This window comes from Porphyromonas endodontalis ATCC 35406, from assembly GCF_000174815.1.
GTDB lineage: Bacteria > Bacteroidota > Bacteroidia > Bacteroidales > Porphyromonadaceae > Porphyromonas > Porphyromonas endodontalis.
The window spans coordinates 117,132-142,421 of sequence record NZ_ACNN01000012.1 but is presented as its reverse complement, the minus strand read 5'-3'; the positions used below and the strand labels follow the sequence as shown (position 1 = coordinate 142,421).

At 48.0% G+C, this 25,290-nt stretch carries 14 protein-coding genes; 4 read left to right on the top strand and 10 right to left on the bottom strand.

Annotated features, from left to right (window positions below; all coding sequences use genetic code 11):
• Window positions 1–12 precede the first annotated feature (12 nt).
• From feoB to POREN0001_RS02980, 4 genes are all read right to left on the bottom strand, one after another.
• Window positions 13–2,538: a ferrous iron transport protein B gene (gene feoB / locus POREN0001_RS02995; RefSeq protein ID WP_004332921.1), complete on the bottom strand. Its 2,526-nt coding sequence runs from the start codon at window positions 2,536–2,538 to the stop codon at window positions 13–15.
• A gap of 212 nt (window positions 2,539–2,750) precedes the next feature.
• A complete protein-coding gene (locus POREN0001_RS02990) occupies window positions 2,751–5,336 on the bottom strand; it encodes a TonB-dependent receptor (protein WP_004332911.1) in 2,586 nt (861 codons plus the stop codon).
• Window positions 5,337–5,601: 265 nt separating this feature from the next.
• On the bottom strand, window positions 5,602–6,882 hold the full coding sequence (gene eno / locus POREN0001_RS02985; RefSeq protein ID WP_004332771.1) for a phosphopyruvate hydratase: 1,281 nt from the start codon (window positions 6,880–6,882) through the stop codon (window positions 5,602–5,604).
• Between the two features lie 272 nt (window positions 6,883–7,154).
• On the bottom strand, window positions 7,155–7,358 hold the full coding sequence (locus POREN0001_RS02980; RefSeq protein WP_004332892.1) for a hypothetical protein: 204 nt from the start codon (window positions 7,356–7,358) through the stop codon (window positions 7,155–7,157).
• Window positions 7,359–7,671: 313 nt separating this feature from the next.
• Here POREN0001_RS02980 and POREN0001_RS02975 point away from each other — a divergent pair, with 313 nt between their 5' ends.
• From POREN0001_RS02975 to POREN0001_RS02960, 4 genes are all read left to right on the top strand, one after another.
• On the top strand, window positions 7,672–10,452 hold the full coding sequence (locus tag POREN0001_RS02975) for a carboxypeptidase-like regulatory domain-containing protein (protein ID WP_052296672.1): 2,781 nt from the start codon (window positions 7,672–7,674) through the stop codon (window positions 10,450–10,452).
• 32 nt (window positions 10,453–10,484) lie between these two features.
• Complete coding sequence (locus tag POREN0001_RS02970) at window positions 10,485–11,720, top strand: DUF4876 domain-containing protein (RefSeq protein WP_004332776.1); 1,236 nt, start codon at window positions 10,485–10,487, stop codon at window positions 11,718–11,720.
• Window positions 11,721–11,739: 19 nt separating this feature from the next.
• The gene (locus POREN0001_RS02965; protein WP_004332876.1) at window positions 11,740–13,341 is read left to right on the top strand and encodes a DUF6850 family outer membrane beta-barrel protein; all 1,602 of its coding nucleotides are present in this window, start codon (window positions 11,740–11,742) and stop codon (window positions 13,339–13,341) included.
• Window positions 13,342–13,430: 89 nt separating this feature from the next.
• Window positions 13,431–15,995 (top strand): leucine-rich repeat protein, encoded by a 2,565-nt coding sequence (locus POREN0001_RS02960; protein WP_004332790.1) that lies wholly within the window; start codon window positions 13,431–13,433, stop codon window positions 15,993–15,995.
• A 1,083-nt stretch (window positions 15,996–17,078) separates the two neighbouring features.
• Here POREN0001_RS02960 and uvrA read toward each other — a convergent pair.
• The 6 genes from uvrA to POREN0001_RS02925 form a co-directional block, all read right to left on the bottom strand.
• Window positions 17,079–19,946 carry an excinuclease ABC subunit UvrA gene (gene uvrA / locus POREN0001_RS02950; RefSeq protein WP_004332738.1) on the bottom strand — a complete coding sequence of 956 codons (2,868 nt, stop codon included), beginning with the start codon at window positions 19,944–19,946 and terminating at the stop codon, window positions 17,079–17,081.
• A gap of 304 nt (window positions 19,947–20,250) precedes the next feature.
• Window positions 20,251–20,955, bottom strand: coding sequence for a phosphatase PAP2 family protein (locus POREN0001_RS02945; RefSeq protein ID WP_004332832.1), 705 nt, complete (start codon window positions 20,953–20,955; stop codon window positions 20,251–20,253).
• Window positions 20,956–20,971: 16 nt separating this feature from the next.
• The gene (locus POREN0001_RS02940; RefSeq protein WP_040580324.1) at window positions 20,972–21,763 is read right to left on the bottom strand and encodes a tetratricopeptide repeat protein; all 792 of its coding nucleotides are present in this window, start codon (window positions 21,761–21,763) and stop codon (window positions 20,972–20,974) included.
• Complete coding sequence (locus tag POREN0001_RS02935; RefSeq protein ID WP_004332834.1) at window positions 21,760–23,562, bottom strand: BatD family protein; 1,803 nt, start codon at window positions 23,560–23,562, stop codon at window positions 21,760–21,762. The genes POREN0001_RS02940 and POREN0001_RS02935 overlap by 4 nt, the downstream gene beginning before the upstream one ends.
• Complete coding sequence (locus POREN0001_RS02930) at window positions 23,556–24,257, bottom strand: tetratricopeptide repeat protein (RefSeq protein ID WP_004332774.1); 702 nt, start codon at window positions 24,255–24,257, stop codon at window positions 23,556–23,558. The genes POREN0001_RS02935 and POREN0001_RS02930 overlap by 7 nt, the downstream gene beginning before the upstream one ends.
• A complete protein-coding gene (locus POREN0001_RS02925) occupies window positions 24,254–25,270 on the bottom strand; it encodes a vWA domain-containing protein (RefSeq protein WP_004332882.1) in 1,017 nt (338 codons plus the stop codon). Before POREN0001_RS02925 ends, POREN0001_RS02930 begins: the two co-directional genes overlap by 4 nt.
• Window positions 25,271–25,290 lie beyond the last annotated feature (20 nt).

Below are 25,290 nucleotides of genomic sequence, written 5' to 3'. Positions count from 1 at the left end.
CCACAAATCCCTTTAGAACCCTAACCAAGAGCCAATCTGGTAGACCAAAAACGAGGTTACCCATGCGAGGAGGCACGTATACACCATCACAAAAAGACTCCATTTATAGCTCCCTGCCTCACGCCCTACCGCTGTTACTGTAGCGATACAGGGGAAGTAGAGTAAAACAAATACCATGAACGAAAGGGCGATAAGTGGGGTAAACGCATGTGTACCATCAGGGCGCACTTCCTGTTTGATGCGCTCAGATAACTGTACGGAAGCCTCGTCACTATCATCGCTATTGCCCGTATAGATAACTCCCATTGCACCTACCACTACCTCTTTGGCCGGTAGCCCCGATAGAAGGGCAATACTCATCTTCCAATCGAAGCCCAGGGGTGCTAGTGCAGGCTCTATGGCCTTACCCATCTGTCCCAAAATAGAGCCTTCTTGTTGCTCGGTGTGGCCTACAAGACGGATTGAATCAATGATTTCTTCTCTCTCCTTAGCGGAGTGAACTTCAGCATTGTTTAGCACTTCGGTAATGCGAGCTTCTGTGCGCTTTTCGACCTCAGCACGTGGGAAGTATCCCAAAAACCATATAATAACGGAGGCTACCAAGATGATGGTTCCCATCTTTTGTAGGTACTCTTTTGCCTTGTCCCAGACGTGGATAAGTACGGATTTGTAGGTGGGGATACGGTAGGGAGGTAGCTCCATTACAAATGGAATATCCTCTTGTTTGAAAAAGAGTTTGCGGAAGAGACGAGCCAACAATACGGCAAGGATAATCCCCAATAGATACAATCCGAAAAAGACAATGCCTGCATGGCGAGGGAAAAAGGCTCCTGCTAGAAGTACATATACCGGTAGGCGTGCATTGCAACTCATCAGAGGAGTTACCAAGATGGTGATGAGTCGGCTTTGGCGACTCTCTATGGTACGAGACGACATGATAGCCGGCACGTTACATCCGAAGCCCATAATTAGGGGGATAAACGACTTGCCATGCAGCCCCATCTTATGCATAAGTTTATCCATCATAAAGGCGGCGCGCGCCATATATCCTGTATCTTCCATTACCGAGATGAATAGATAGAGGATAAGGATTTGCGGTAAGAATACAATAACTCCGCCTACACCGCTGATAATCCCCCCTACAATGAGGTCTTTTAGGGGACCATCGCTGAGCAGACTTGATACTCCATCACTGATATACTGAACGAGTGCCTCTATCCAACTTTGAGGGTAAGCCCCGAGTATAAAGGTGCACTCAAACATCAAGAAGATGAAGACGAGGAAGATGGGAAATCCTGCAATAGGATTGATGAGCAAGCGGTCTATACGGTCGGTTTTGGTACGTACGATGCTTTTGTGGGGACGTAAGGTCTCTCGCAGTGCTCCGGCTATGTAACCGTAGCGTCTGTCAGTTATAAGAGTTTCCGTATCCTGCTCTCCCAAACTGGCTTTCATCTTATCCAGCTCGTAGCGCACCGCCGAGAGTATGAAGCCTCCCTTCTCCCCAAAATGGGCTGTAGTTTGCTCCATCTCCGGGTCTTTCTCAAGGAGTTTGACTGCAATATAGCGAGCCGGGAGTTGTTTGGCAAGGGGGAGATGCTCCTCGATTTTTTGCGTAAGGCTTTCGATGGAAGGCTCTAGGATGGATCCGTAAGGGATCTTGATGTCTCGATCGGATGTAGAGGGGTTTTCTGCAAGATGTACCACGGCATCAAACAGCTCAGATACCCCACGGGCTACACGACCAACGGTAGGCACCATCGGAATATCAAGCAGTTGAGAGAGGAGTTTGATGTTGAGTTCGCTTTTGCTTTGCTCGAACTCATCAAACATATTGAGGGCTACAACCATGGGGAGCTTCATCTCCTTAATCTGCATGGTTAGGTAGAGATTTCGCTCTAGGTTGCAGGTGTCTACTACGTCTATGACGATGTCCGGACGCGTTTCCGGGTTGGAGAGGAACTGACGAATGTAGAGTTCTTCGGGGCTATAGGGCGATAGCGAATAGCTCCCGGGGAGGTCTACGATCTCGATGCGGTATTCGCCGTGGTCGAAGTGTGCCTCTTTGGCATCCACCGTTACTCCGCTGTAGTTGCCTACATGCTCATGGGCTCCACTGGCAAGGTTGAAAAGCGAGGTTTTGCCGCAGTTGGGATTTCCCACGAGAGCCACTCGCAGTTTTTTGCGTCGAGAGCTGGAGGGGGCGGAAGAATGAGTCTGGGAGTCGTTATTAGTAGGTATTGGGTTGTCTTGACTTTCGTTGACAGAGGCATCAAGAAGAGGTTCTCCCTCTGTTGCTTGCTCGTCTATTGCTTCTACTACTTCCACATCAATGAGAGCAGCATCCTGCCTTCTGAGGGAAACATTGTAGTCCATAATGCGGTAATACACAGGGTCTTTGAGGGGGGCGTTCTGTACAACCGTCACGCGTTTCCCTGCAATAAATCCCATTTCGAGTATCCTTTTACGGAATGCTCCACGCCCTCCAACCCTCTGGATAAGGACTGTTTTCCCTGTTTTTACATCAGACAACTTCATAGAGCAAAGTTACCGCACAAATCGCAAAATACTATGCCTCTTGACTACCTACTAATGGGGATTTGTCAGGGTTTTCTAGGTTAATATACTTTTATAAAGGGGACGAAAAAGAACCCTTGCAGCACTACAAAGGGAGTGTACTGCAAGGGCTCTTAGGATAGTTGTGGAGAGGCTTTTCTAGGAGTCTCTCTTTAGAGGATTTCTCTACCCACTTAGAAACTTAGTTTCATACCAAGGAAAGCGGAGCGAGGCATTGTGGGGCCATATATATAGCCCGAGTCGCGATCGGCTCCCTTATCGTAGTCGGATTGCATGGCATTGAGTAGGTTGTTCATACCCGCATAGATCTGGAGACAGGTGCTGGAGAAGAAGTCGAAGTCGTAAGAGAGCTTGAAGCCCATGTCGAAGAATGTGGGGGTCTTCTTGAGTTCGTCTATGCGGATTTCGGTATCTTTTTCTAGTCCACCGGCAACGAGATAGTTCTGAAGGGCTTCTTCGTCAAAGCCCTGGGGATAGCCGGAGTTAGGCTGCTGTGTGCTACCATATTTGATAGCGTGGGGTACGTACATGGGGCCTGTAATAGTACCCGTGAGAGCTATATCGAAGTTTTTGACAGGGGTAATACCCAGCGTGAAGTAGCCATAAGCTGAGGGAGTTCTAGTGATAATGTTGCTCTCTTGCTTCTTATTCACGGCTTTAATGGGGTTACCGAGCTCATCTGTTGTGTCGAAGATAAGAGGGAATCCCTTATCGTTGAAGTCTGCGCGTTGCCCCCATTCTTCGGGTTTGTCGTAGCGATTCTTTGTAAGTGTGAGCCCGCCTTGTAGCTGCAGTATGCTCCATGTTAGTTTCCCTTCTAGGTTAGCACCATACACAGTAGCTCCCTCTCCATTCTTACGATCGTACATCATGATACCATGCTCAATCTTCTTGAGCTTTGTTACAAATACGTCTTGTAGCTTATTGTAGAATCCCTCTACAAGGAGGTTGGCTTTTACGGGGCCCCATTGTGCATAGAGGTCAGCACTTGCATTGATAGAGTGGCTGGTCTCGGGGCGTAGGTCGGGGGTATTGTACACCTTTTGCACTTCTCCATTAACAACTCCCACGTGCAGGTCTTCGTCAAACACCTGAGGAGCACGGAATCCCTTGGCATAGGAGAGGCGGAAGTTTACGTTCTTAGTCGGGTTGTAACGCAGCGTAGCACGAGGGCTAAAGATAGGCTTACCTACAGCCGAGTTCTCGTCGAGGCGAGCTCCCAAAAGGATGCTGAGCATATCATTTTTCCATTCAATCTGAGCAAGTTGGCTCCAGTTATTGATTTTCTGATCAATCTTTGGGAATAGCTCAATTAGGTTGCCCTTGCTGTCTTTTTCTGCGAGCCAGTTGCGGAGGGGCATTACATCGCTTAGGTGGTCGTAGACGTACTCTGCACCGATAAGTACCTGAGCCGGCATGAAGAGAAGGCGATCGAAGTCGTAGCTATACTGCAAGCCTCCCATATAGGTATTGCCTTTGGATACACCATAGTTAATGCCATACATCTCGGGAGGAATGGGGAATCCTAAACGGCCGAGGCGATTCCCTTTATCGTCTTCTAGCTCACCAATACCCCCATAATAGCTTTTGCGGTTTACAATTTGACCGGAAATATAGGTGAGAAGGTGGTGTTTGTAGTCGCTAGAGAAAGCATCAAACTTGGCGTTGGAGCTGAAAATGCTGTGGTCTACGTGCTCCGAGATAGAAGCAACGTGGTCCGGCCAATCGATATGATCACCCCCGCGACGGAACTCTTGTATCGTATGGAACTCTGCCGTTAGCTTGGTATAGTCTGTGGTACGGAGGAAAGCGCGAGTACCCAGAGAGCGGCTGTTGAGGCGTCCGAGCTCACTATACCCATCATTGTTGGCATCCCATTCTTGGCGGTAGCGGGTTTGACCAAAAATCATGGCACCTGCTCGGTTGTCATCGCTTACGAGGGAGGCATTCATGCTGATGTTGTTATCGGGGTTTTTCATGCCCGTAAAGGTGAGGCTCTCTCCAAAAGAAAAACTATTACCCACAGGCTCTTTGGTAATGATATTAACGACACCACCGATAGCCGATGAGCCAAAGAGGGCGGATCCCCCACCGCGTACCACTTCTACGCGATCGATCATGTTGGTAGGGATTTGCTCGATACCATACACGCCGGCTAGGGCACTAAAGATAGGACGGCTGTCGATAAGAATTTGGGTATAACGCCCATCAAGCCCATTGATACGTACTTGATTAAAGCCGCAGTTTTGGCAGTTGTTTTCTACACGTACCCCGGGTTGGAAAATAATCCCTTGTGCGAGGTTGTTGGCATTGACGCGGCTAAATACCTCTTCGCCCACTACATTTACAATAGTAGGAGCTAGGCGGCGTAGTGTGGCTTGGCGGTTAGCTGTTACCACTACCTCGTCTATGTTTACGGCATCTTCGTAGGCTTCAAAGTTTACCTCCGTCACCTTATTCTTTTCTACTACCACGGTTTTCTCTTGGCTTAGGTAGCCAACACCACGCATGATAAGAGTGAGTTTACCCGGCTTTACATTGCGCAGGAAATAGTGCCCCGTAGCATCGGTACTCGTCCCAAAGTTCGTGCCTTTGATTTGGATGGTAATACCTGGTATATGCTCTTGGGTTACAGCATCTACCACATGTCCTATGATATTGGCATCGGTAGGTACAGGACGTTTTTTTTCTGGGGGTGCTGCATTGACCCCGGCTACTGTGATCAATAGACACAGTAGCGAAATTGCGAATCTTTTCATTCTTCTATTTTCTGTAGTTTATTCCAATTCTGGAGATGAATTTGGCCTATACCAAATAATCGGCTGCAAAGTTACAATGTTAAATGCGCCGATAAAATACCTCTAAATAGGTATTTTGAGGGTTCTTTTTACCCCCTATACCCAAAAAGCACTAGCCCTTTGCATTACAGCAAGACTAGTGCTTTAAGTTGCAGAGGCTTCTGCCTCTAGTGTGTGGCCTCTTCGGTAAGAAGGGGATGACCCCTCACTTTCCTAGGAGGGAAGTTTAGCGAATGCGCTTGTAGCCATATACAGCACGCTCACCGAGTTCTTCCTCAATACGGAGGAGCTGATTGTACTTGGCAATGCGGTCGGTACGGCTGAGCGAACCGGTTTTGATTTGCCCGGAGTTGGTGGCAACGGCAATGTCCGCAATAGTAGTATCTTCCGTTTCTCCCGAGCGGTGAGACGTTACCGAGGTATAGCCGTGGCGGTGAGCCATGTCGATAGCATCGAGAGTTTCGGTGAGAGTACCAATCTGATTTACCTTGATTAGGATCGAATTGGCGCAGCCTTCTGCGATACCCTTGCGTAGGAAGTCCACGTTTGTAACAAAGAGGTCGTCGCCTACAAGTTGGCACTTAGAGCCAATAGCCTCTGTAAGTTTGCGCCAGCCTTCCCAGTCGTTTTCTGCCATACCATCTTCAATTGAGTCAATGGGGAACTGTTCGGTAAGTCCCTTGAGGTAGGCTACTTGCTCCTCCGGAGTACGTTTAGCTCCATTGGCTCCTTCGAATTTGGTGTAGTCATATACACCCTCTTTGAAGAACTCACTCGAAGCGCAGTCTAGGGCAATGGTAACATCCTTTCCTGGTTCATAACCTGCAGCGCGGATAGCCTCGAGAATGCTATTAAGAGCGTCTTCTGTACCATTGAGTGCAGGAGCAAAGCCACCCTCGTCTCCTACGGCTGTACTAAGACCACGAGCCTTGAGCACTTTTTTGAGGGCATGGAACACTTCGGCTCCCATGCGAAGCCCTTCTCGGAAGCAGCACGCTCCCACGGGGCGAATCATGAACTCTTGGAAAGCGATAGGGGCATCGCTATGCGACCCTCCATTGATGATATTCATCATAGGAATGGGCAATACATAAGTATTGGTGCCACCGATATAGCGATAGAGAGGGATGTCAAGTTCGGCAGCAGCAGCCTTAGCTACAGCGAGAGATACTCCGAGCATGGCATTAGCTCCGAGGTTCGACTTGGTGGGCGTACCATCCAATTCGATGAGCTTTTGGTCAGTGGCGCGTTGCTCAAGAGCCGACATACCAAAGAGGGCAGGAGCAATGATTTCGTTTACATTCTGTACTGCCTTTAGTACTCCTTTGCCACCGTAGCGATTCTTGTCGCCGTCGCGCAATTCAATCGCTTCGTGTTCACCCGTAGAGGCACCGCTAGGAACGGCTGCACGACCGGTGAATCCACTATCGAGTACTACTTCTACTTCTACTGTAGGGTTGCCGCGAGAATCCAATATCTCACGCCCCGTAATCTTTACAATCTCCATTTTGATTTACGATACTTCTTGTATTTCTTATCTTCTTGCTACAAAGGTAGCTAAAATAGTACTATCTAAGTGATTTTGTTTTGCGGAGGGAGCTAGAGAGGTTCCCATGTGTGTGAAGCGACAAAAAACTCCTGCCCTATAGCTTTTTTATTCTAGGACTACAACAAAGTATTTAATAGAGGAGGGTGCCCTCAATATCGGACGGAATTTTTCGCGTTTCCCCTAGGTGGAGAAAAGGTCTAGATCTCCTTTGAGGTGGATGTATAGCCGTCTTATTTTCGGAAGTTGCGGCGTGTAAAGTAGAGCACGAACAGCAAATTGAGGATGAGTAGCCCTGCTCCCATAAAAACGTATTGGGTCATATCGCCCGACACTTTGGTTAGCAATATGATGGCTGCTACCACAATGAGTACCGCTAGAGCCAGTACAACCCAAGTGACTAGGTTACGTGCTTTCTTTCTTTGAGTTCCTCCCATTTCTAACTAGAGTTTACTTGTTTATCTGTGAACAAAGATACAAGAGAGCAACCACTCTGCCAACAAACCTCGCAAGAATTGTGAGCCAAAGTTCGAATAAACCCTGTTTGATTGTTTAGGATTAAAAAGGGGATATACCCTTTCCTTTTAGCTTTTTAGGAAAGATGTACTAAGGGTAAGATACCAAGAAGTGGGAAGATAAGTCAGGGGATAAATACCTATAACTGGGGGCCTAAAAATATCTTTTTATTTTCTTGTTGAAAGTAATTTTGCAGCGAATATTCTAGCATATTATCCGTTAGTACAGATAGATTTGTTTATATCCTTGCGTATCAGTCGTATCATATATTTCTTTCTTCTCTCTCTCGGTTCTATTTTGCTTCTTAGGGCGCAAGAGGGAGGGACGTTTGTTTTGCACGTAAAAGTAATTGATGCAAGCAGTAGAGAAAGTATTCCGGAGGCTTCTGTCGGATTTCGGTATGATCAGCGTCTATTGGGAGCTACTGCCAACAAAGAAGGCGTAGCGCACCTTAAAGGCATACCTCGGGGGAGTACTGGTCTCCTGCAAGTACGTTATGTTGGTTATAAGGAGTATAGGCAAAAAATTGAGGTAGAGCGTGAGATGCAAATTACTGTGGCACTACAGCCTGCAACCGAGTTAGGAGAAGTCGTCGTTACGGCACGCGAGTCCTTTAAGCCTACCACAGCCGGAATTATCGGTCGTCAATCGATTAATTTGTTACAACCTTCTACCTTTTCAGATCTTCTGGCTTTGCTTCCCGGAGGGATGACGTCTTCTCCTCACCTTGCAGAGAGGAATACGATTCGATTGCGAGAGGCAGAGGCTCCAATATCAGGGAACTATCGTACTTCCTCAATAGGCACTGCCTTTGAGATTGATGGAGTTCCTCTTAATACCGATGCTAATATGCAGAGTTATTCCAATAGTGTATGGCGTGCTGATAACCAACGTCGTTCGGGAGGAGTGTTCAATATTGGCTCGGGTGTGGATATGCGCGGAATCTCTACTGATGATATAGAGGAGGTAGAAGTTCTGAGGGGTATTCCCTCTGTAGAGCATGGCAATCTAGTTTCGGGGCTTGTTCGTATTAGACGTAAAATGAAAGCAACTCCGCCTAAGGTGCGTATCAAATCAGACCCGAAGAGCAAACTCATATACCTGGGGTCGGGTTTTCAATGGCGAGAACAAAGAAGTGTACTTAATCTATCGGCGGATTATCTTGATAGCAAGATTTCTCCAATCAATAGTTTTGAGAACTTTCGTCGTCTTACCTTTTCGGCTCGTTATGTCCATGAGTTAGAGTCTCCCAATTACCAGGGGTCTTGGATGCAAACCCTAGACTATGGAGGTACTTTTGACAATGAAAAGGTAGACCCCGAGCAGCAAAAAAATGAGCAAGACAAGTTCTTTAGCAGTAATAACCGCTTTGCTCTCTCCGGAGCCCTTAGTCTTAGAACTCGGCACTCTACCCGCCTAGTCAATCAGATTGATGTGCACTATAGTCTCGCCGCCCAAAGAGACGAGGTCCGAGAGCAGCGCTATGTCTCTACGGTGCGCATTAACCCGCTGACTAAGGTGCTAGAGGGAGAGAGTGATGCTTTTTTTGCCCCCAATAGTTACTTAGCTAGTGTCGAAGTCGAGGGGCGTCCTGTAACGGCTTTTCTAAAGTCGGTACTTCGCTTTGCTTCCTGGAGGGGTAATCAAGTGTCCGTGGGGACTGAATACTCATTCTCAAAAAACTATGGGAGAGGTTCTGTTTACGATGTAACTCGGCCAATTGATCTAGGGCTCCCTACACGTTTGCGTCCTTTTTCCTTAGTCCCTTCTGAGCATAAGATGGCTCTTTTTGTAGAGGATAAGGGGCGATGGCGCTTGGGAGAACGTTCCTCGTTGGAGGCTGTGGTAGGGGGGCGTTTGCAGGTGATGTCTGCACCGAGGGCTTATGCCGTAGCATGGAAGCCTTACCTCGATCCGCGGATCAATGTACGTTATGAACAAAAATTTTTCTCTTCGGAGAGCCCTCTCATTATGGGACTGAATGTAGGCTTAGGTCAGCTATCTATGCTCCCTTCCTCTGCTTACCTTTATCCTGCTCCTGACTACTACGATATTGTCGAACTCAACTATTATGCCGCAGAAGAGAAGTTTCGGAGGATACATTTCCGCACTTATCCCCTAGATCTTGCGAACTATGCTTTAGAGGCCCCTCGTAATCTGAAAATGGAAATTCGTTTGGATGCCTCTTATGCCGGTTATCTTCTCTCTGTTACTGCTTTTAGAGAGGATATGCGCAATGGATATCGCCAAATGGCCCGTATTGCCTCCTTTGCATACAATAAGTACGATGCCACGGGGATAGATCCGAATACCCTAACTGCACCTCCCGACCTAGGGGCTCTCCCGGTTACTCGCGATACCACCCTTTCCCTCTACGGGGTTACTACCAATGGTAGCCGCACCCTCAAGAGAGGGATAGAATGGCAGATTTCAACTCCTCGTATTCCCTTACTATCCACTCGCTTTACCTGTAATGGGGCTTGGTTTGTTACCCGTTATGAAAATAGTATCCCCTATCTGGATAGACCTGATGTTGTATTTAATGGGGAGGAGTTGCCTGTGATTGGAGTGTATAAAAACGATACTGGTTATACTAGTTCCAGTCTTGCCTCAAGCATTATGATGGATACCTACATTCCAAACCTTGACCTCCTCTTTGCAACTACCTTTGAGGCCATCTTCTTTAGTAAGAGGTTAATTCAGCCACAGGCACGTATTCCTATTAAATACATTGATAAGGAGGGCGTGGAACACCCGTTTACCGAGACGTCTTTGAGCGATCCCATACTAAAGCAACTTGTACGGTCAGGGAGCAAAGAGCCTACACTCATGCATACTCCGTTTGCAGGCTTTGTTAACTTCAAAGCTACGAAGCAATTTTTTTCTCGTAGGCTCGGGATTGCCCTTTTTGTTCATCGTCTTATTTCAATAGAACCGCTTTACGAGAGATCGGGTCGTACGATACGACGCTCTTCCACTCCCTATTTTGGCATGGAACTTAACATACAACTATAGTTGAAAATAACAGCTTAAACAGATAAATCAAAATGAAAAAAACAATTCTTTTTTCCTTACTAGCTCTCTGCTTATTTGCCGTCAGTGCTTGTCAGCAAGAGAGCCCAAAAAATCAATCGAAGGTAACCTTATCCCCTTCTCTCAAAGACTTTAATACCCCTTACCGGCTCGTAGAGCTTACTGTCACCTTCAAAGAAGTAAATACCGGTAAGAGCTATGAAGCAAAACAACAAAATGGGAAAGTGATGATTGACCTCCCTTTTGGCCTCTATAATATCAATGCCATAGGGACTATTACCTATGCCGTAGATGGCAAAGAAAAGCGCGCTTCTGTGGTCGCTACTCGGCCTAATGAAACTATTAATTCTCCCGAGAGTAACATTACTCTAGATCTGTTGTTTTCGGAGCAACCGGATCCCGGAGAGGGTGATATACGCTCTCTTGTCATCGCTGAGATCTTCCCCTCAGGGACTCTTACTCCAAATGGAGATAAATATATTGGCGATCAATACTTCCGTATCTACAACAATTCTGATAAAGTCGTCTATGCCGATAGTCTCCTTATCCTAGAGTCTTCATTTAATACGATACTCGTGCAAGATATAGAGCCTAAACTCACAGAGACTTGCTTCCCCGTGCAAGCTGTGTACATGATTCCCGGGAATGGAAAGGATGTCCCCGTTCAGCCGGGAGGTTATCTTACTATTTGTGACCAAGCTGCCAACCATAAGAGTATCAATAAGAACTCAATAGACCTCAGTAACGCGGATTTTGAGTGGTATGATGAGACTCCTGCAAACTCAAGGGTTAAGGACGTGGATAACCCTGCCAAGAACCTAGAGAAAATTTATTGCTATACGCGTACTATTTGGAGTCTGCACGATCGTGGTGGGTCTTCTTACGCTATTGCAAAGATGAACACTTCTAAGGAGGACTATCTTGCCAAATACAAGGCAAAGTATATTTGGAAGGTCCAAATGCCTGATGGTACTATCAAGAATGTAGATAAAGAGACCTATTTTGTACCCACTGATTGGGTGATTGATGGGGTAAATTTGAGTATTCTCTCCCTTGATAAATGGCTTGTGATGCCTACGGCTTTAGATCGAGGATTTACCTATATCTCTACAATAGATCGTGACCCACAGCGCTACGGGAAGAGTGTGTTGCGCAAAACCGGAGCCATGAAAAATGGTATTCAACAGCTAGTCGATACCAATAATTCAACAGAGGACTTTGCCCCGCAAAGTAAGGCAACTCTTCTCTAAGGGATTCTGAGTAATGACTATGATAGAGAAGTTGCGTACGGCGCTTATTTTACTGCTTTTGCCTCCTATTGTGGGGGTTGAATGGTCTGCGGTAGGGGCGGAGATAAGTCTCTTTCGCTCCCCTCAAGACTCCCTGCAGAGGGCTATTGAGGAGCACCATTGGGCATACCAAAATCTGATAGCTCCCCACTATGAGGTGCCATCTCTTTTGGCTTTGCAGTACGCAACTTCTCTTTCTAGTGTCGAGACCCTTTTTTCTTCTCGCCGTGGTGCCGGTATCTCTCCCCTTGCGGAAGGAACGTCTCGCTCCCAATTTCAGATCAACTGTACCTCGTTGTTTCATCTCGATTCCCTCTCTTCCGTATGGGGGCGTGCTGCATATACGTCTTCTCTTGCCCAAAATGTACAAGGACGTGAGACAGCGCACTATCCTCTTACGGCTCCTTATGCCTCTATCGATACGATCGGTGGTTTCTTCGATGGTGAGTGTTACACCTTCAGCGGAGGCTATAGTCATGCCTTTCCCTCTCGCTGGAGGTGGGGTATTGAGGGCGGCTATGAAGCCTATCAAGAGAGCAGGGATCGGGATCCTCGGGTCCTGAACACCTCAGGGGATCTTACCATCAAAACGGGAGTCTCGTATAAGTTCCCTTCATACTACTTGGGACTTTCGTTATCGGGACGCATCTATAAGCAGGTGCATCAGATGAGCTTTATGAATCCTTTAGGAGCTCAATTTGTTTTTAATCTTCTGGGGTTTGATGAATATTCTCTTCGCTTTTTGGGTAATGCAGAGGCTAAGGCCTTTAATGCTTATGGCTATGGGGTTGAGGGGGATCTGCTGCCGGTTGAGAAAAAACGGGGTCAGCAATTTTTTGCTACCGCTAAGTACCATTACTTGGGGATCGAGTTTACGCTCAAAAATCGCAATGAATTGCGTTTGGCATACCTCCGCCAGCATCAACTGAATTTGATAGTAAGTTATCTATCAACTACTCCTTTTGGGGTGTGGGCATTGAGTAATAGAGTTGGTTTGGAGAGGAGGTTCGGCGATGAATCTATATACGGAATGCAGGAGGGCATTTCTTATCCTTTACTCTCTGTGGAGAGCAAAAACTATCGTAGTCTCTACCTGAGAGACGACTTAGAGGGCGTTTTTTCCTTCCAGTCTAGGAGGATTCTTTGGGAGTTGCTTCCCTCAGTTCGTTTCGAACTCTTTCGGCAAGAACGAAAGTCTTCCGGAGCTTTAGAGCAATATTCACACCTTACCCCCGGGGTTTCTCTTCGCTGTCGGCATGCAATAGACCGGCAGCTCCGTTTTGCTCTTCGTGCCCAGGTTGGTTTAGAGCATCGCTTTAGTATTCGGGATGTTCTTCTTTTCTGGCCTCTTCCCGTAGACGAGTTTTACCATCCTTTTACGAAGAAATTGCGTTCATTGGCTGAGTTGAACCACAAAATACAAGTAATGAATCGGACACACATCAAGGCCTCTCTAGGGGGGGAATATCTGCTGCCTTCTCGGCAGGCATCCCTCTATGCTCAAACAAGTGCTGCTCTATGCTACTTTAGCAGCAGGGTAACACTTTACAAACTACAGGTCTCTTTGGGTCTTCTATTTTAGCTGAGAAATAAAAACGTATGAGGTAGAGATTCGGTCTATTTTAGTACGTAAGTTAAGTACGTTAAACATAATTCAATCAACAAACAAGTATGCGCAAAAATTTATTTACGTTACTGTTGAGTTTTATCGCCCTTGCCACATCATTTTCTGTGGCAAAAGCTCAGACTCAACAATCAATCAGTTTAGGAGATTTTTCCTCGACGACAGTACACTTCCAGGGGAGTATAGGGCAGAAAGCTCCTTTCGATTTCGATTATCAGTATAGTCGCTCACAACAGCTCTATACAGCAGAAGATCTCGTAGGGCTTGAAGGGAAGGAGATTACAGAAATCCACTTCCGGGTTTATAATCAAGAAGGGACTTCTTTTGAGCCTGATTACTCTATTAAGGTGCGTCTCTACCTCTCTAACATAGAGGATACTGAGTTTAAAAAGAAGAGTGGTGAGAAGAACTATCCTTGGAAATCTATTGATACCGATGCCGATTTGTGTGCAACAGCAACCTTCAATATTGATTTCGATGAAAAACAAGAACAGGATTTTGAACTTCATGTGAAGCTTGACAAACCTTTCCTCTACACCGGGAAAAGCATTCTGATGACTGTTGAGGGGGAGGCAAATATGCCCCTAGCAGCAATGGGACAGACTTATACCGATTTTTATTGCTATCCCAAGAATGTGACGGGGATGCCTATTCGTACTCTCTATAAAGCAACTGATAACAAAGATCATGATCCGGAAGGAGGTTGGGGAGAGTATTCTGACGGTTCGGGATTAAAGCAAAGAGCTGTACTCAAGATATTCTATAGGGCGAAAGAAAACGAGCCTATTGTAGACCCTCTGGATCCCATTAATCCTGTTGTAACCCTCACAGCCCCAGGCAACCTTAGTGAGCAACTTAAGGGAATCGCTGAACCCCATAAGTGCCAGACTTTGACGATCAAGGGGGAAATGAATGCGGCTGATGTCGAATTCGTCTCTCTACGCATGGGTGGCTTGACCAAGCTGGATATGAAGGAGGCTTCTATCGAAGGGAATGCCCTGCCTAGGACCGCACTCTCGAAACATCCTAATCTAGAAGAGGTAATCCTCCCTCAGAGTCTAACCCTTATCGGGGAGTCTTCATTGAGTGATATGCCTAAGTTGACCCGTGTGGTAATGGGAGATAATGTAACTGAAATTGGGATGAATGCTTTTGCTTTGAGCAGGGCTTTGTCCGATGTTGTATGGAGCACTAAACTAGAGACTATCCGCTCTGATGCCTTCCTTGAGTGTAAGGGGCTCCAGAGAGCAGATCTCCCCGGTAGCGTCACGACGATAGAACAAAATGCATTTTCTAAGAGTGGCTTGGTGTACTTCAAGACACCAGTGCTTCTTGAGAAAATCGAACGTATGTGTTTCTACTCCTGCAGCGAACTCAAAGAGGTATACCTCACAGAAAAAGTCAATAGCATTAACTTTAAATCTTTTGGAGAGTGCACGGCTCTTACCAAAGTGACTTCAATGAATACGACTCCTCCCACGGTCTATCGTAACGCTTTTGACAGGGTAGCACTGGCAACAGTCATCCTGTATGTTCCTACACAAGATCTTGTGGCTACGTATCAGGAAGCGGCTGTATGGAAGACGTTTGGGAGCATCGTTCCGTTAGTCTCTGCCGACGTATTCCATAAACTTTCGTACAAGAATGAATACGAGGGCGGTACCCTTAAGGTCTACAATGGCGAGGAACTTCTACCGACTGAAGCTAGTGTGAAGGAGAATGCCTCAGTGCGCCTCGTGGCAGAAGCGAAAGAGGCTTACCTCCTCAAGGGATGGCTTATTAATGGGCGAGAAATCGAAGCTACGGGATCGGAGTATACCTACGAAGTAAAGGCTCCTACCACCGTAGAGGCTATTTTTGCAGAAGCCTACAAGCGTTATAAGGTTGCTTTTCAGGCAAATAACCCCGAGTACGGCAAAGTAACGGCTACTATCGGCGGAGTGGAAATCGAATCAGAAAGCATGCAAAAGGCCGATCAGGCAGTTGTTTTTACAGCTCATCCCGAAAAGAACTACCACCTCAAGCACTGGATTGTAAATGGGACAATGACTCCCAAGCAGGGCGAGGCTACCCTGGAAATTGTGCTTAATAGACAGACTCTTGTGGAAGCAGTTTTTGAGCGTGACGAGATATACTATCAGTTGAGCATCTCTATTGCTGATAATAATGGAGGTGTATCAGCCACTATAAATCATGGGACTATCCCTTTGAATTCCAAAGTGAAGGAAGGGTCTGTTGTGGAGATTTTGGCAGAACCCAACGATGGTTACGAGTTCGCTTTCTGGACCATCAATGGTAAAGTGGTAGAGGATACAAGCAATCCGATCTCAATTACCATTGACAAAGACTATCGCGTCCAAGCTTCTTTCAAGGAGGAGACTGCCCTCAATCAAGTCGCATCTATCGGCAACCTGAAGTGTCAGGTCGTGAACGGAATGCTCCGTGTAGTCTATCCCGCAGAAGGAGCTACTGCTATTGTCTACAATCCCAGAGGCTCTGTACTCGCTAAACGTGTAGTGCGAGATGGCGAAGTATGCTTCTCTCTTGCAGAGGGCGTTTACTTTGTACAGATAGAAGGTACTCAAGAGGTTGTCAAGGTGCTCGTTCGCTGAGCTTAGAGTATCATCCCTCCCTCTTGGGGGAAGGAATGGATATGCAAGGGTGTTCCCAATTTGTTTTGGGGCACCCTCTTTCTTTTTCTCAAGGCGAAGATGGGGAATTCCTTGTCTGTTGGAGCCGGATGGATGGGGGTAAATTGCATCCCTGATGGCGGACTTATTAATTCGTTGTCCTTGAGTTGGTTATAAGTTTTCCTCTCTTGCTGAGATTTCCTTCCGCACAAAAATAAATTTTCTTCCGAACGAAAATATTTTTTCTTCCTTATGAAAAATAATTTGTGTCCGCACGAAAAATAATTTTCTTCCGCACGAAAGATTCCGAGTGGCTGCGAGATGGCTCGGTATCTTTTGCTTGCTGTGTCGTGTGGGCATTCACCCCGTATCAGAGCCACAAGCACGCACTTAGACAAATGCGGGAGGAATGGTAGGTTTGTGTTTGTACATTTACCAGTAGAGGAATAGGGTGAGCATAATTTATCACTCTTCAGAATAAAGAACCACCCGAAACAGCTTGGCTTGTTTTGGGTGGTTCAATAGTTTGTTGCTTACTATTTAGCTCGATTAGAAGCTCATCTCTTTTTTAAAAATGTCCCTATAACAAGCAGGGCATAAACAACCATTCCACCTACGGTGATCCCAAAGAGGAGAGTATCCTTATTAAAGGAAAGATAGAGCGAAATTAAAAAGTACATCAAAAACAATACAGCCCTTACACTTTCCAAGAGAAGCGGTTCTCTCTTCTTCCTATTGGATAGAAATAGTTGAAATAGATTCATGGCAAAGTCGTCTCTCAATATTTGAAACTATAAGCGGCAACAGAAAGACTCGAGTAAATTAACTCTTTCTGTACCAATTCGCTACTTTCGATTTTTTCTTCTGGCAGTTTAAGCGAGTTGTCTTTAGAGCAAGAAGAACTCATAACAAACAACATTGTACAAAGGGTGACAACACATGAAAAACAGATTCTTTTCATAATACCATACTACTAATTTGGTACTAAATCATATCGGGAAATACACTATTAAATTCCCTTGTGCCAAAGGTATAAAATCATATTGAAATACAAGGGGCGCATCTCTACTGCAGGAGAGGGGCAAGGAAGGGTGAGGTCTTACCCTCGGGGTAACGGGTCACCATCTCTTCGGGAGTGCCGGCAAAGAGCAGCCTACCGCCCCCACGACCGCCCTCGGGCCCCATCTCGATCAGATGGTCCGCACTCTTGATTACATCCAAATCATGCTCAATAATCAGCACGGTATTCCCTTTGTCCACAAGTTGATTCACGAGAGATAGCAGTACCCTAATATCCTCAAAGTGTAGCCCCGTAGTCGGTTCGTCTAGGATATACAACGTATTGCCGGTATCCTTTTTGGTGAGTTCCTCGGATAGCTTTACACGCTGACTTTCGCCCCCCGAAAGGGTTGTGGAGGGCTGCCCTAGCTTGATGTACCCTAGCCCCACCTTGCGCATAACCTCCAGACGGCGGTGCAATTGGGGAATATTCTCAAAGAATTCGGCGGCTTGGTTTATGGTCATCTCCAGCACATCGGCAATGGTTTTGCCTCTATAGCGTACCTCCAGCGTTTCTCGAGTATAACGCTTGCCATGGCACACTTCGCAGGGGATAGTCACGTTGGGTAAGAAGTTCATTTCGAGGGTCCGATAGCCGTTCCCTTTGCAGGCTTCGCACCTCCCGCCGGCTACGTTGAAGGAGAATCTCCCCGGTTTGTAGCCGCGCGCTTTGCTCTCCGGTAGGGCCACAAATATCTTGCGAATCTCGGTAAATAGCCCTGTATAGGTGGCAGGGTTGCTACGAGGGGTACGCCCAAGAGGCGATTGGTCTACTACTACCAGTTTGTCGATATTCTTCACCCCTTCGATAGATTGATAGGGGAGGGGCTCGCGTTTGGAGTGGTAGAGTTGCCTCGAAAGTAGGGGCACGAGGGTACTATTGATGAGCGAACTCTTGCCGCTACCCGATACTCCCGTGACACAAATAAAGGTACCAAGGGGGATTTGCACCGTTACATTCTTTAGGTTATTGCCCGTTGCCCCTTGTAGGGTGATGCTCTTCCCATTCCCTTTCCGCCGTGTGGAGGGCACCTCAATTCGTTTTATTCCATTCAGATAGTCAGCCGTGAAGGAGTGGGCGTGGGGTAGTTGTTGGGGTACTCCCGAGAATACGACGTTGCCCCCTAGGCGTCCTGCTCCGGGGCCCATATCGATTAAGTAATCGGCAGCTAGCATCATCTCACGATCGTGCTCCACTACCACTACGGTATTCTCTCCGTCCCGCAGTTTCTTTAGGGAGGTGATGAGCCGCTGATTGTCGCTGGGGTGCAGCCCGATGCCCGGCTCGTCTAGGAGGTAGAGTACCTCTACCAGTCCGGTACCAATTTGGGTGGCTAGTCGGATGCGCTGGCTCTCTCCGCCCGAGAGGGAGGAGGCAGAACGGCCTAAGCTCAAGTAGTATAATCCCACATCGAGGAGGAAGCGAATGCGTACCTCTATCTCCTTTAGTATCTCATGCCCTACGGGCTGTAATTTTTCGGGAATGGCTTCGTGGATTTGGGGCAAGAGGTCGAGCAACTCGTTGAGGTCGAGGTTGGATAGCTCGTGTATGGCCCACTTGCCAATGCGGTAATGCTGAGCAATGGTGTTGAGTCTCTTGCCGTGGCACAGGGGGCAGGGGGCTGTTACGAGGAATTGCTCCGCCCATCGGCGAGTCAGTTCGGTAGCTTCGTCACGGTTGGCTTCCATGATGATAGCATCGATTACGCCCTCAAATCGGTCGCTCTTGCCGCCTCTCTCTTCGTGCGACTCGCCGTAGAGTAGCGTATCCATTACCTCCTCGGGGATCTCTCCTACGGGGCTGTTGAGGTCGAGTTCGTATGGTTCCAGGATGCGTTTGAGTGCTTCGCTATAGTATTTAACGGCTGCCGGTGTGAGGGGTTTTATCCCCCCTTTGAGGATGCTCAACTTGGGATCCGGTACGATCTTGTTGTGATCTACGCTACTTACATGCCCCAGCCCTCGGCAGGTGGGGCAGCAGCCTTGGGGGGAGTTGAAAGAGAACGTGGCAGGGCTTACCTCGGGATAGGCGATACCACTCTCCGTATCCATCAGTTTGGTGGAGAGGTGTCGCAGTTGCTCTTCCCCTCTTTGGCGAATGTCGAGCATGCCATCACCCTGCCTTAGGGCAAGTGAAACGGCTTGGGTTAGTCGCTCTCGGGCCTCCTCTTTTACCACGAATTTATCAATGAGTACGGCAATATAGTGCTTGCTGTAGCGGTCTAGTTTTAGCCCGGGGTAAAGCTCAATCAGTTCGCCATCGGCATAGACATGTACGAAGCCTTTTTTGCGAAGATCTTCGAACAACTCCCGATAATGACCCTTGCGATCTTTTACAACGGGAGCGAGAATCTCCACCGCTTTGCCGGCAAAATCTTGCATCACAAAGTCGATGAGCTCGGCTTCGCTGTACTTCTGCATGGGCTTCTCTGTGATGTAGCTATAGGGGGTGGCTACTCGGGCGTAGAGAAGACGGAGAAAATCGTAGATCTCGGTAACAGTCCCCACCGTGGAGCGAGGGTTATTGGATGCCGTCTTTTGCTCAATGGAGACTACGGGACTGAGTCCATCAATGCTCTCTACTTCGGGGCGGCTGGAGGAGCCAATAAAGCTACGTGCATAGGCCGAAAAGGTATCGATATATCGGCGTTGCCCCTCGGCAAGAAGTACGTCAAATACAAGAGAACTTTTACCACTACCACTCAGCCCCGTAACAACAGAAAGCTTGTGACGGGGGATGTCTACGTCTATGTCTTTTAGGTTGTGTACACGTGCTCCTCGTATGCGGATAGCTCCGGCTTCAAACACATTGTCTTGCGGTTGAGCGGTCTCTGATGGGGAGGCCGAGGGGCTTGGGAGGGTCTGATTCTTCATCTCTTGCGTTTAGCTTTCCCACAAAGATACTCAAAAAAGCCTGCTTGATTTCCAATCCGAAACCAGCTGAAAAGAGGAGGCATTTTCAGCTGATTTTGGGTGAAACTTTTGGGTGGAAAATATTTTGATTTTGGGCAGGAAGTTTTTTATTTTAGCCCTAGGATTTTCGAGGGGTAGGTCTCCTCGGCAAAATCCACCTCCTCTAGTAAGGGAATTTGCCCTAGTGAGGGGCTTCTCTAGAAGTGATCAGAAGTACTACTGCTCCAACAAAGGGGGAGCTCCAAAGTTGGCTTTGGGGAGAAGATTAGTAGTAGTGGATTTGTTGCAGGATCTTGACTACCTCTTGGGCGAAGAAGAGCAGGAAAAAGAGGTATCCTACCAGTACCCCTCGCCAAATAGGCAGGGTTGCCCGAAAGGCTTCGTGGGGAGCGCGTGGGTGAGGCCGTGGCATCCATTTAGCACGTACCCAGCGGTACAACAAAAAGAAAATCCATCCGTTGAGCAACCCGATAAGGCTACCCGGCACTACATCGGTGATAAAGTGCATCCCCAAGTAAATGCGACTATAGACTACAATTACCGCGAGGGAAAAGACGATAATAGAGTACCAACGATCGCGAAAGGCGAGAGCAGTGAATAGCGCAATAGCCATAAAATTGGCAGCATGACCCGAGACGAATCCAAATCCACCGCCTAGGCTCCCATACGCATTCAGTACGAGATCCTTTGTGTAAGGGTGATGGGTGGGGCGTAATCGGGCGCAGAGAGGTTTGATGAAACTAGAGGTTTCTTGATCTGTAAAGGCGATCATCAGTGCTACAATGCCGATGAAAAAGAGAGCCTCTTTGGCAGGGCGTTTGTAGAATAGCCAAGCAATGAGGGCAACGATTACTGCCGTCCATGTCCACCGAGCCGAGATGAGGTGAAAGAACGCATCTAGGTAGGGGGTATGTGGACTGTTGAGGGCAAGAAAAAGCCCACGCTCCCAGAGGACCAATTGATCAAGCATAGTAGGCAGTGGAGTTTTAGGGATTTAGAGAGAAGGGATAGATGGCAAGTATAGCCTTAGAAGAGACCCATCCGAGCGTCCCATCAGGTAGTGTAATGGCTACTTGTCCGTTCTCTTCGGGGAGGTCTTCGAGCTTTATTTTACTTCCCTCGTGCAGCACAAATAGGGTAGTCGCAGCCCCCGAAGGAGCACTTTTGGCAGCAACTTGTCCCTCTATGACGATGGCTTCGCTTCCATCCCGATAGTTGTGTATAAGGCTTCGGGTCACGAATCCACAAAAAATAAATAGTACCAAACTTGCCAAACTTGTATAGAATGCTACCTGTCGTATCACCTTCTTTCGCATGAAAATGAAAGCGAGGGTGGCAACAGCCAAGAGGATAAAAAGGAAAAGTGAGATCACCATCCATGCCGTGGGCGGTAGGGCATAGCAGATAGAGTGCCACACTCCTTGTGAATAGGAGGTATAGTACTCCAAGCGGTCGGTTGTTTGGCTCGCGGCAATTTGTAAATTGTGCCGTACATATTTGTCTCTAGGGGCAAGTCGGAGCGCGCGTTCGTAAGAGAGGATAGCCCAGCCCAGCTCCCCATTGCGGTAATAGGCGTTGCCCAAATTGTAGTATAGGGCAGCGGATGGAATAGCTTTGGAGGCTAAGAGCAGCTCTCGGTAGCCCTCTATCGCTTGGGTGTATTGCTCTTTGTCGTATTGCGCCTTTATGTCCGCTTCGTTGGGGACTACGCCGGCGGTGTTTTGTGCATGGGCAAGCGCGGAGACAAATAGGCAGATGAGGAGGAGAAATCTTTTCATCGGATGGTACATTTAACGCTTTCTATTGCTTCTATTGCCTCGTGAGCTTTGTGTAGTATTTCTTGCCGTTGTAGAGAGGAGGCGTTGGGTGCAAAGCGAGCAAACTCGGCCTGCGAGAGCGTTTCCAATAGCGAGTTGATGGTCGCTTGTGGGTATTGTGCCGCCTCTAGCTTAGCGGCAATCTGTTGCCGGCTGAGTTGACTTTGATCCAAGAGTAACTTATCTGCAATGTAACCTTGGAGTGCTGCTAGGATCGCTTGATAGAAGTCCGCGTCCGACCCCCCAGTCAGCAATGTTTGGGCTTTGGCAAGATGTTTCTGTGCCACTTTGGCAGCTCCGCGAAGTCTCTTGCCCACGACATCTTTTTGTTTTACTAAGTAACGGCGGTACCCCCAAGCAAAGAGTATCGAGAGCAGGGCGATAAGCAAATAGAACGCAAGGTACCACACACTACCGATAAAGCGTAGGATGCTCCCCGAGTCACCCTCCTTTAGGTTTTTGAGCCGAGCAATGTCGTTGCTGAGAAGCTCCACATCGGTATGGCTATTTTGGTCGTACAGCCCCGTGCTTTCTCCCTTTGCTACTTTGAGTGTGATAGGGGAGGTGGCTATGGTTTCGTACTTGCTGGTTTGAGGGTCGAAGTAGACAAGTCGGATGGCAGGCAGGGTGAAATCCCCAACATTGCGAGGCACGGCATAGTAATCTATCGTGCGAGTACCTACCACTCCGTCGGTTGTAGCTTGTAGGTTTGCTTCGCTCTTGGGGTCGAAGGCTTCGAAGCTATCGGGCCATTGTATCGTGGGCGACGTGATTAGTTTTAGGTTCCCGCGCCCCGATATGGTGAGCCTCACGGTCATCTGTTCGTTGGTCTTGATTTCGTTGCGATTGGGTACTTCCACTTTGATGGAGAAGTTGCCCACAGCTCCGTCGAAGCCCTCGGGGGCAGGCTGAGGTAGCTCTCGTATGTTGAGGGGAATGGCAGGACTGAGTATTTTCTTGCGTACCTGACTGATGGAGGAGATGCCAAAGTAGTCGTCCTCATTGTCTATTTTTTGCTCCACCGCAGCTATGAGATCGAACTCCCCTTGGGGGATATTGAGCGAACCACTGCGCTGTGGGAAGATGAGGGTTTGGTGCAAGACGGCACTATAATAGTTCTTGCCGTTGACCTGCTCTAGGGAGAGTTGTACGTTGCGACTGCGCTCGATAGGTTGTTCTATGAAGCCGTCGTATTCGGGGAATTTGACATTCTCGAAGTCGATATTCGCGTTGCGTGTATAGAGTTTGTAGGTAATAAGTATCGCCTCTTGCTCGTAAGCCGAGGTCTTAGAGGGAGTGGCACGGATGAACATATCCGTAGCTTTCGATACTTGGCTTTGGCTTTTCCCTCCGTTTTTCTCATCGGATAAGATGCGGATATTGAGGGGCTGTGTGTAGTAGGTTTTGCCTTTCACCTTGATGGAGGCTTTCCCTATACGGACGGTGCCGGTGCGCTCTGCAAGATAGGTACCGGTGTAGGTAACGCTTATCTTTCCGTTGATGTTGGCTCTAGATACGGCGTTGTTGGGGGGGAATAGTACCGAAGCTCCCTCTACTTCGGGAGCTGTAAAGTCGGTTCCATCTCCATTGCGGAGAACGAATTGCACACGGATTTTTTCCGACAGAGAGACGGCACTGGGAGCTTCTGCTCGAAAGGTCGTTTGAGCTAAAGCACTCTGTGGCACCCAACTCAAAAGCGCAATGAGCGAGAGCCAAAAGCACAATAGCTTGGTACGTATGGGGCGAAGTGGGGTTACCATCTTTTCTTATTCTTGTCTTGGCGTTGCTGTTGCCCCTGTTGGCGTCTTGCCTCATAGCGTTTCCTGCTCTCGTCTTCGTCTTGCTGGTATGCATCGAGAATCTTTTCTGCCGTTTTGGGGTCTATTTTTTCATTCTTTTGTGGTTGCTCAGGCTTTCCTTCCTCCTTTTTCTGGTCTTTTGGGGGCTGGGGATTTTGCTCTTGAGGCTGGGGTTGAGGTTGATTTTGCGCGCCTCCTCCCTTGTTTTTGTCCTCGGGGGGAATCTGCTTGAGAGCTAGAGCTAGGTTGTAACGCGTCTCATCATCCGTAGGATTGAGGCGCAGAGATTGCTTGAAACTCTCGGCTGCCTCGGCAAATTTCTTCTGCTGGAGCTGGGCGTTGCCGATGTTGTGGAAAAGCTGTGCCGCTTGATTCACATCCTCTAGATGCTCCGGCTGGATACGACCATACTCCTCAAGAGCCTCTTTGTACTTGCCCTGTTTGTAGAGGGCATTGCCGAGAGAATAGTGACCAATGGCAAGGGTGGAGTCTTGGGCTAATGCCTTGCGATAGGCAGTCTCGGCAGCGGCATACTCCTCTTTTTTGAGAGCACTATGCCCCTTGCGGACGGCCGAACGAACCTTCTGCTGCCCCTCAGCCGGGAGGGCAAGCACTAGTAGGGCAGCTATATAGATAATACGGAACAACTTTTTCATGTTCGATCAAAGAGTCTAAGTCTAGCAAGGAATCTGTTTTTGCGCAGCTGGATGCATTCCATAGCCACAAGGAGCAGCAATGCCGCAAAAACAAACCATCCGAATAGCTCGTGTTTGGTCTCTGTAGCAGTATTTACTACGGCTTGTGGGAGCTTTTTTAGCTCATCGTATATCTTGGAGGAGAGCGAGGAGACACTTTTCCCTACGAGCATCCCTCCATCGCCGGCTTGTGCTATCTCTTTGCACATTTGGGGATTACTCTTCGAGAGTACCATCTTTCCTTCTTCGTCCATTAGGTAGCCATTGTCTTGAGGAATGGGGGCACCCTCTTCGCTACCAACGGCAATGGTATATACCTTTACGCCTTGGCTCTTGGCTTTTTTTGCCGCCTCTAGAGCATCGCCCTCGTGGTTTTCGCCATCGGTAAATAGGATGATGGCTTTGCCCACATCGTGGCGGTCTGAGAAGGAGCCTAGCGAGAGATCTATGGCAGAAGCAATGGCGGTTCCTTGGTTTGATAACATGTCGGGATTGGCATCGTCGACCATCTTTTTTGCCATAGCTAGGTCAGTAGTGATGGGGAGCTGCATATAAGCATTGCCGGCAAATACCACGACTCCCACTTTGCTCTCGGCCAGGTAGTCGAGGAGTCGATGGATGGTTAGTTTGGCAAATTGTAGTCGATTGGGCGAAAGATCCTCCGCTAGCATGGAGTTGGAGATGTCCAGAGCAATCATGGCTTCTATGCCTTTGGCTTCTCCCGGATTTTCCTTGCGTTCTTGCAATTGAGGGCGTGCCAGTGCAGCTACGAGGCAGGCTATGGATAGAAGCATAAGCCCGTTGCGAACAATACGGCGCAGGGTAGATGCCTCGGGCTTGAGGGCTTTGAGTAGGGATACTTGGGCAAATTGACGCTGAGACCTTCGTCGCGAGCGGTAGCCCCATTGTGCCAGCAAGACAAGGGGTATCAGTACAAAGAGTAAATAGAAGTACTCGGGTTGGACAAAGTACATAGCGATAATACTTGGGGCGA

Coding starts and splice junctions, on each gene's coding strand:
- feoB (WP_004332921.1), bottom strand. CDS start 2,538: ATGAAGTTGTCTGATGTAAAAACAGGGAAAACAGTCCTTATCCAGAGG.
- POREN0001_RS02990 (WP_004332911.1), bottom strand. CDS start 5,336: ATGAAAAGATTCGCAATTTCGCTACTGTGTCTATTGATCACAGTAGCC.
- eno (WP_004332771.1), bottom strand. CDS start 6,882: ATGGAGATTGTAAAGATTACGGGGCGTGAGATATTGGATTCTCGCGGC.
- POREN0001_RS02980 (WP_004332892.1), bottom strand. CDS start 7,358: ATGGGAGGAACTCAAAGAAAGAAAGCACGTAACCTAGTCACTTGGGTT.
- POREN0001_RS02970 (WP_004332776.1), top strand. CDS start 10,485: ATGAAAAAAACAATTCTTTTTTCCTTACTAGCTCTCTGCTTATTTGCC.
- POREN0001_RS02965 (WP_004332876.1), top strand. CDS start 11,740: ATGATAGAGAAGTTGCGTACGGCGCTTATTTTACTGCTTTTGCCTCCT.
- POREN0001_RS02960 (WP_004332790.1), top strand. CDS start 13,431: ATGCGCAAAAATTTATTTACGTTACTGTTGAGTTTTATCGCCCTTGCC.
- uvrA (WP_004332738.1), bottom strand. CDS start 19,946: ATGAAGAATCAGACCCTCCCAAGCCCCTCGGCCTCCCCATCAGAGACC.
- POREN0001_RS02945 (WP_004332832.1), bottom strand. CDS start 20,955: ATGCTTGATCAATTGGTCCTCTGGGAGCGTGGGCTTTTTCTTGCCCTC.
- POREN0001_RS02940 (WP_040580324.1), bottom strand. CDS start 21,763: ATGAAAAGATTTCTCCTCCTCATCTGCCTATTTGTCTCCGCGCTTGCC.
- POREN0001_RS02935 (WP_004332834.1), bottom strand. CDS start 23,562: ATGGTAACCCCACTTCGCCCCATACGTACCAAGCTATTGTGCTTTTGG.
- POREN0001_RS02930 (WP_004332774.1), bottom strand. CDS start 24,257: ATGAAAAAGTTGTTCCGTATTATCTATATAGCTGCCCTACTAGTGCTT.
- POREN0001_RS02925 (WP_004332882.1), bottom strand. CDS start 25,270: ATGTACTTTGTCCAACCCGAGTACTTCTATTTACTCTTTGTACTGATA.